9 protein-coding genes and 1 pseudogene are annotated in these 6,689 nt (G+C 70.8%); 7 read left to right on the top strand and 3 right to left on the bottom strand.

Annotated elements, in window-relative coordinates:
* Positions 1-205 precede the first annotated feature (205 nt).
* The 3 genes and pseudogenes from WBN91_RS38680 to WBN91_RS39230 all read left to right on the top strand — a co-directional run bounded on the left by WBN91_RS38680 (position 206) and on the right by WBN91_RS39230 (position 2,970).
* Entirely contained in the window at positions 206-1,594 is a 1,389-nt protein-coding gene (locus WBN91_RS38680; RefSeq protein ID WP_337729264.1) for an NAD-dependent malic enzyme, read from the top strand.
* A 10-nt stretch (positions 1,595-1,604) separates the two neighbouring features.
* Positions 1,605-2,078, top strand: coding sequence for a cyclic pyranopterin monophosphate synthase MoaC (moaC, locus tag WBN91_RS38675; protein ID WP_337729263.1), 474 nt, complete (start codon positions 1,605-1,607; stop codon positions 2,076-2,078).
* Positions 2,075-2,970 (top strand): annotated as a pseudogene (locus tag WBN91_RS39230) (molybdenum cofactor biosynthesis protein MoaE). The gene moaC and the pseudogene WBN91_RS39230 overlap by 4 nt, the downstream one beginning before the upstream one ends.
* A 61-nt stretch (positions 2,971-3,031) precedes the next feature.
* Here the strand turns inward: WBN91_RS39230 and WBN91_RS38660 are convergent.
* Positions 3,032-3,418, bottom strand: coding sequence for a cold-shock protein (locus WBN91_RS38660; protein ID WP_337729265.1), 387 nt, complete (start codon positions 3,416-3,418; stop codon positions 3,032-3,034).
* A gap of 125 nt (positions 3,419-3,543) precedes the next feature.
* Between WBN91_RS38660 and WBN91_RS38655 the strand changes: the two genes are divergently transcribed.
* Positions 3,544-3,735: a hypothetical protein gene (locus tag WBN91_RS38655; RefSeq protein ID WP_337729261.1), complete on the top strand. Its 192-nt coding sequence runs from the start codon at positions 3,544-3,546 to the stop codon at positions 3,733-3,735.
* Here the strand turns inward: WBN91_RS38655 and WBN91_RS38650 are convergent.
* Positions 3,701-4,339, bottom strand: a complete 639-nt coding sequence (locus WBN91_RS38650; protein WP_337729260.1) for an HAD family hydrolase — start codon at positions 4,337-4,339, stop codon at positions 3,701-3,703. The two genes, WBN91_RS38655 and WBN91_RS38650, sit on opposite strands and share 35 nt — an antisense overlap.
* 53 nt (positions 4,340-4,392) lie before the next feature.
* Here WBN91_RS38650 and WBN91_RS38645 point away from each other — a divergent pair, with 53 nt between their 5' ends.
* Positions 4,393-4,932 carry a TetR/AcrR family transcriptional regulator gene (locus WBN91_RS38645; RefSeq protein WP_337729259.1) on the top strand — a complete coding sequence of 180 codons (540 nt, stop codon included), beginning with the start codon at positions 4,393-4,395 and terminating at the stop codon, positions 4,930-4,932.
* Positions 4,933-4,950: 18 nt separating this feature from the next.
* Positions 4,951-5,325: a YccF domain-containing protein gene (locus tag WBN91_RS38640; RefSeq protein ID WP_337729258.1), complete on the top strand. Its 375-nt coding sequence runs from the start codon at positions 4,951-4,953 to the stop codon at positions 5,323-5,325.
* Here the strand turns inward: WBN91_RS38640 and WBN91_RS38635 are convergent.
* The gene (locus tag WBN91_RS38635) at positions 5,306-6,103 is read right to left on the bottom strand and encodes a metallophosphoesterase (RefSeq protein ID WP_337729257.1); all 798 of its coding nucleotides are present in this window, start codon (positions 6,101-6,103) and stop codon (positions 5,306-5,308) included. The genes WBN91_RS38640 and WBN91_RS38635 overlap by 20 nt on opposite strands.
* 154 nt (positions 6,104-6,257) lie before the next feature.
* On the opposite strand from WBN91_RS38635, the gene WBN91_RS38630 reads away from it, so the two are divergent.
* Positions 6,258-6,566 (top strand): hypothetical protein, encoded by a 309-nt coding sequence (locus WBN91_RS38630; protein ID WP_337729256.1) that lies wholly within the window; start codon positions 6,258-6,260, stop codon positions 6,564-6,566.
* Positions 6,567-6,689: the final 123 nt, after the last annotated feature.

Raw genomic sequence — 6,689 nt, 5'->3', positions numbered from 1 at the left:
TTCGGGCAGGCCATACGGGGATGACACAAGCAAGAAGCCCAGGCAGAGGTGTGCCGCGCGGCAGCTTCGTGAAAAGCGTGGCGTGCGGTGAAGTGGTGGTGGGCGGGAGTCGCGGGAGGGGTCTGGGATCGAGTCGCGGGCGTTCCGTTAATCCGGTCGGACTACGCTGGAACCTCCGCTGAGCAGTGCTGTTCTGGGAGGTTCGATGCCGGTCCCCGGCCCTGGTTACTCGATCACCGTTCGTCTGGAGGCGCCGCCGTCGGCTAGTGCGGCGGGGGACTTGACCTCGGCTGTCGGGCGGGCCGGTGGGGTCATCACCGCGTTCGACGTCGTCGAGTCGCACACCGACCGCGTGATCATCGACCTCACCTGCAACGCGTTGTCGGCCAACCACGCCAAGGACATCACCGACACCCTCGAGCTCCTGCCGGGGATCGTGGTGCGCAAGGTGTCCGACCGCACCTTCCTGGTGCACCTCGGCGGCAAGATCGAGATCGCGTCCAAGGTGCCGCTGCGCAACCGTGACGACCTCTCCCGCGCGTACACACCGGGTGTGGCCCGGGTCTGCCAGGCGATCGCCGAGAACCCCGACGACGCCCGTCGCCTGACCATCAAGCGCAACACGGTCGCCGTGGTCACCGACGGGTCCGCCGTGTTGGGCCTGGGCAACCTCGGGCCGGCTGCCGCGTTGCCGGTGATGGAGGGCAAGGCGGCGCTGTTCAAGAAGTTCGCCGGGGTGGACGCGTGGCCGGTGTGCCTGGACACGCAGGACACCGAGGAGATCATCCGGGCCGTCGAGCTGATCGCCCCCGTCTACGGCGGCATCAACCTGGAGGACATCGCCGCGCCGCGCTGCTTCGAGATCGAGGCGCGGTTGCGGGAGAAGCTGGACATCCCGGTGTTCCACGACGACCAGCACGGGACTGCCATCGTTGTCGTCGGGGCGTTGCGCAACGCGTTGCGGGTCGTGGGCAAGAAGCTCGCCGACTGCAAGGTCGTGGTGTGCGGCGTGGGCGCGGCCGGGTCCGCGATCATCCGCCTGCTGCTCAAGCAGGGTCCCGGGGACATCGTCGCGGTCGACGTGGACGGGATCGTGCACCGCGACCGGCCGGGTCTGGACGAGAACCTGAAGTCCATCGCGGCCGTCACCAACAAGGACAACACGTCCGGCCGCCTGCACGACGCGCTGGTGGGTGCGGACGTGTTCATCGGGGTGTCCGCGCCGAACCTGTTCGGGGCCGAGCAGGTCGCCACCATGAACTCCGACGCGATCGTGTTCGCGCTGGCCAACCCGGACCCGGAGATCGACCCGATGGAGGCGCAGAAGCACGCCGCCGTGGTCGCCACCGGTCGGAGCGACTTCCCCAACCAGATCAACAACGTGCTGGCGTTCCCCGGTGTCTTCCGGGGGCTGCTGGACGCGCACGCCCGGACCATCACCGACGCGATGCTGCTGGCCGCCGCGACCGCCATCGCGGACGTGGTCGACGGGGAGAAGCTCAACGCCTCCTTCATCGTGCCGAGCGTGTTCGACACGTCCGTGGCGCCCGCCGTCGCCGAAGCCGTCCGGAAGGCGGCCGTCGAGCAGGCTTAGCATCGGCCGTATGAGCAAGCAGTTCACCCACCTCGACCCCAGCGGCGCCGCGCACATGGTGGACGTCTCCGGCAAGGAGCCGACCACCCGCACGGCCGTCGCGTCCGGCGTCCTGCGCACGACCGACGAGGTGGTGGCGCTGCTGGGCGGCGACGCCCTGCCCAAGGGCGACGCGCTGGCCACGGCGCGGATCGCGGGCATCATGGCGGCCAAGCGCACGTGGGAGCTGGTGCCGCTGTGCCACCCGATCGCGCTGTCCAAGGTGTCCGTGGACCTGGAGCTGGGCGACGCGGCCGTGCACATCCGGGCGACCGTGCGCACCACCGACCGGACCGGCGTGGAGATGGAGGCCCTGACGGCGGTGTCCGTCGCCGGGTTGGCGCTGCACGACATGGTCAAGTCGGTGGACCCGGCGGCGACGCTGGACGGGGTGCGGGTGGAGCGCAAGGAAGGCGGCAAGACCGGTCTGTGGGAGCGCCCGTGAGGACCGCTCGGGTGGTCACGGCGTCGAACCGGGCTTCGGCGGGCGTCTACGAGGACCGGGGCGGGCCGATCATCGTCTCGTGGCTGCGCGAGCGCGGGTTCGAGACGCCGGACGCGGTCGTGGTGCCGGACGGGGAGCCCGTCGCCGAGGCGTTGCGCGAGGCGGTGGCTGCCGGGGTGTCGGTGGTGGTGACCACCGGCGGCACGGGCATCAGCCCCACGGACCGGACGCCGGAGGCCACCCGGTCGGTGCTGGACTTCGAGGTGCCCGGTGTGGCGGACGCGGTCCGCATGTCAGGCTGGCCCCGCGTGCCCACGGCCGTGCTGTCGCGCGGGGTCGCCGGGGTGGCCGGGCGGACGTTCGTGGTCAACCTGCCGGGCTCGACCGGCGGGGTGCGCGACGGGTTGGACGTGCTCGGCACGCTGCTGGAGCACGCGGTGGACCAGGTGGCCGGAGGTGACCACGCATGACCGAGGTGCTGCGGGCGACCGTCAGCGACCAGCCGCTGTCGGTGGAGGAGCACGCCAAGCTGGTGGAGAACGCGGGCGCGGGCGCGGTGGTGACGTTCTCCGGCGTCGTGCGCGACCACGACCACGGGCGGACCGTGCGGGAGCTGGAGTACGTGGGGCACCCGACCGCCGGGGACGTGGTGGCCGAGGTCGTCGCCGACGTGGTGGCGAAGTTCACCGGGGTGCGCGCGGTGGCCGTGTCGCACCGGGTGGGCGAGCTGCGGATCGGGGACGTGGCGCTGGCGTGCGCGGTGTCCGCGGAGCACCGGGGCGAGGCGTTCGCGGTGTGCTCCGAGCTGGTCGACGAGGTGAAGCGGCGGCTGCCGGTGTGGAAGCGGCAGGTGTTCGCCGACGGCACCGACGAGTGGGTCAACTGCCCCTGAGCAGCACGAAAAGGGGCGTTGTGCTCGTGCACAACGCCCCTTTCGCACGCCTGGGGCGGGTTTACGGGTCGAGCTCCCGAGCGACCGCGCGGACCACGTCGGCGATCAGCTTGGTGTTCTTGCGCTCGGGGTAGCGCCCCCGCCGCAGCTCGGGCTGGACCTTCAGCTCCAGCAGCTTGATCATGTCCTCGATCAGGCCGTGCAGCTCCTCCGCGGGGCGGCGCCGGGCCTCGGCCACCGAGGGCGTCGGGTCGATCAGGCGCACCGACAGGGCCTGGGGGCCACGCCGGCCCTCCGCCATGCCGAACTCGATGCGCTGCCCAGCTTTGAGGCCCTCGACGCCCGGGGGCAGCGCGGACTTCCGCACGTACACGTCCTCGCCCCCGTCTTGGGTGACGAAGCCGAAGCCCTTTTCCGAGTCGTACCACTTGACCTTGCCGGTCGGCACCGCGCTCACCAATCCTTGATCAACCACACGACGAACGCGCCCCGGGCGTCCCGAGGCGCGTCCCACCAGACTATCCAGAACACCGCCGCCGGGGCACCTCCGAAAGCGCGACTAGGCTCACCGGCATGACGACCTCGAAGCTGATGCCGGCGGCGGTGGCGCTGTTCGCGCTGGGTGTCGCGGCGATCGTCGCGATGTTCGTCGCGGGCGAACCCGGCCTGCCCGCCTGGGTGTTCGCGGCGGGCTGGCTGCTCGCGCCCGCCGGCCTCGCGCTGGGCGTGTTCAGCGCGGTGCGGGGCTCGCGTTCCCGAGGCTGACGGCGTTGCTCCGCAGCCACGCGGGGAACTCCGTCAACGACCCGAGCACGACGTCCGCGCCCTCGGCCTCCAGCTCCCGCCGCGAGCACGGCCCGCTGACCACGCCGACCGCCGTCGCGCCCGCGGCCTTGGCTCCCCGGATGTCGCCGACGTGGTCGCCCACGTAGACCGCGGCCCCGTGCTGCTTGAGCGCTTCGGCCTTGCCGGTCGACCACAGCTCGCCGAACAGGTGGTCCACCTCCCAGCCCAGGGCGGCCAGGTGCAGCGCGGCGTTGGCCCGGTACTTGCCGGTCACGACGACCGTCGTGCCGCCCAGCTCCTTGACCGTCGCAAGCGCTTGCGCGGCACCCGGGAGCGCGACCGTGGCGGGGATGACGATCTCCGGGTAGAGCGCGCGGAAGCGGGCCACCAGGCCCGGGATCTCCTCCTCGGGCACGCCGAAGTCGCGGTAGATCATGTCCAGCGGCGGACCGAGGTTGGCCGCGAAGTGCTCGCCGTCCAGCGCGTGCCCGGACTCGACGCCGACCGCGTTCATGACCGCCGCCATGCCGGGACGTGGGTCGATCAGCGTCATGTCGAGGTCGAATCCCACAGTCAACGCCACGGGGAAAACTCTACGGTCTTTACAAAAGGCGACTCTGTGTAAAGCTGTGGTGCGTGACCGACCTCACCCGGTCGCTGCTGGACGCGGCGGCGGCCCTGCTCGCGGTGCACGGATCGCGCGGCCTGCGCATGGTGGACGTGGCCACGCGGGCGGCGGTGAGCAGGCAGACCGTCTACAACGCGTTCGGCAACAAGGAGACGCTGGTCCGAGCCGTGGCGCTGGACAAGACCGCCCAGTTCCTGGCCGGCGTGCAGGAACGCCTCGCCGCCGACCCCGACCCGTTGCGCGGCCTGCACACGGCCATGTCCTTCGTCTTCGACGAGGCGGTCCGCGACCCCTTGACCCACTCGGTGTTCAGCGGCGCGAACGCCGAGGACATGCTCCCGTTCGTCACCACCAGGGGCCACGAGATCCTGAGCGCGGCGGCGGAGGTCTTCGCGGCCCACGCCACCACCCACTGGCCACACCTGCCCGCCGAACGCCGCGCCCTGATCGGCGAGACCACGGTCCGCCTGACGATCAGCCACCTGATGACCCCGGCCGGCGACGCGGCCACGGCCGTCGTGGCGGTGACCCGCGCCCTGCTGGCCTGATCGGGCAGGATGGACGGTGTGCGGATCATCCTGAACCTGATCTGGCTCGTGCTCAGCGGCTTCTGGCTGGCCATCGGGTACGTGCTGACCGGGATCGTGTGCTGCGTCCTGATCATCACCATCCCGTGGGGGCTGGCGGCGTTCCGGATCGCCAACTACGCGCTGTGGCCGTTCGGGCGGCAGGTGGTGGACCGGTCCGACGCGGGCGCGCCCTCGCTGATCGGCAACGTCATCTGGATCGTCGTCGCCGGCATCTGGCTGGCCATCGGGCACGTCGTCACCGGGGTGCTCCTGTGCGTGACGATCATCGGCATCCCGCTGGGCGTCGCGAACTTCAAGATGGTCCCCGTGTCCCTGATGCCGCTGGGCAAGGTCATCGTCCCGGCGCCGTAGGGGCCTCCAGACGGACCACCAGGCACGGTCCGCCGCTGTAGAGGCCCGCGTCGACGGCCAGCACCCGGTCGTCGGCGTAGCGCAGGGGGCCGTCGATCTCCTCCGGCGACACCCCGAGCTGGTCCGCGATGACGCTGTGCCCGTGCACGACCTCGCGCCCGCCCAGCACCTCCAGCAGCTCAGCGGCCACGTCACCGCCCTCGGGGCCGCGGAACGCGTAGCGGGTGGTCATCTTCCGCCAGCACTCCCACCACGCCTCCAGGTCGGCGCCTTCCAGAACGTCACGCACGGCCGCGTTGACCGCCTCGATCGAGGTGCCCCAGTCGAGGTAGGCCAGCGTGTCGGAGTGCATCAGCAGGTGCTCGTCGACCAGCCGCAGCACGGGCCTGCTGGTCAGCCACGAGATGTGGCGGTCGGTCAGCCGGTCCTGGTCACTGCGCAGCCCGCCGTTGAGCAGCCAACTTCGCGCGAAGCTGCGCGGGGTGGGCGCGTTGGGCACGTGGGTGTCACCGAACCGGTGCATCCCCAGCAGCAGGATCTCGTGGTTGCCGATCAGCGCGTCAACTCGACCCTCGGACTGCTCGGCGAGCTTCATCACGAACTCGATGACCCCGATGCCGTCCGGCCCGCGATCGACGAAGTCCCCGAGGAACCACAACTCCGCGTCGCCACCGATCCAGTCGCCCTCGGCGTCCACGAGCTGCTGCGCGTGCAGGGCGCGGCTGAGTTCGGCGAGGTGCCCGTGCACGTCGCCCACGACGAAGAGCGGTCTGTCCACCCTGCGACGATATGCGACGTTCCGCCGAGGGGCGTAGGAGTGGATCACCGCACCCCCGGATGCGGACCACCCACTGGTCCGTGCGGCCTCCCCCAGCGGGGTGAAGTCGACGCATTCCGCGTGACGAGAACCAGCCGTGGGCAATCTCACCGGCATGAAAGAGCACCTGGAACGGGTCGCGGTGGTCCTGAACGAGGTCATGGCGGAAACCGCCGCGACCGGCACCCTGACCCCTTGGCAACACGTCGACTGGCTACGCCTGCACGCCGACCTGCTGGACAGGCTGGGCGCGGCGGCCGGGGGGAACAGCGAGGTGTCCGGCCGGGGCGAACTGGTACGAGACCGAGCCGAACGCCTCGCAGACCAACTCAACCGCCTCCCGTGCGCGACGGACGGCAGCCCTTTCGGACACTTGGCCACCACCGTCGACCTGCGCCTGGTAACCAGCGAGCCCGACGACTAACCACCCCAGACAGCCGCCACCCACCAGCCCCGCGCGCAGCGCGTGCTCTTCGGCGAAGCCGGCAAGCGGCAGTCCACCGAGGAGGACACAACTCAACTTGGGCTTCTTGCTTGTGTCATCCCC

It is taken from the genome of Saccharothrix sp. CCNWYY140, assembly GCF_037401995.1.
Taxonomy (GTDB): Bacteria; Actinomycetota; Actinomycetes; order Mycobacteriales; family Pseudonocardiaceae; genus Actinosynnema.
The sequence above is the reverse complement of the archived record's forward strand: the minus strand, read 5'-3'. Positions and strand labels throughout refer to the sequence as shown.

Excerpts from the sequence above, each read along its gene's own strand:
- WBN91_RS38680 (WP_337729264.1), top strand. The coding sequence starts at position 206 with ATGCCGGTCCCCGGCCCTGGTTACTCGATCACCGTTCGTCTGGAGGCG.
- moaC (WP_337729263.1), top strand. The coding sequence starts at position 1,605 with ATGAGCAAGCAGTTCACCCACCTCGACCCCAGCGGCGCCGCGCACATG.
- WBN91_RS38655 (WP_337729261.1), top strand. The coding sequence starts at position 3,544 with ATGACGACCTCGAAGCTGATGCCGGCGGCGGTGGCGCTGTTCGCGCTG.
- WBN91_RS38630 (WP_337729256.1), top strand. The coding sequence starts at position 6,258 with ATGAAAGAGCACCTGGAACGGGTCGCGGTGGTCCTGAACGAGGTCATG.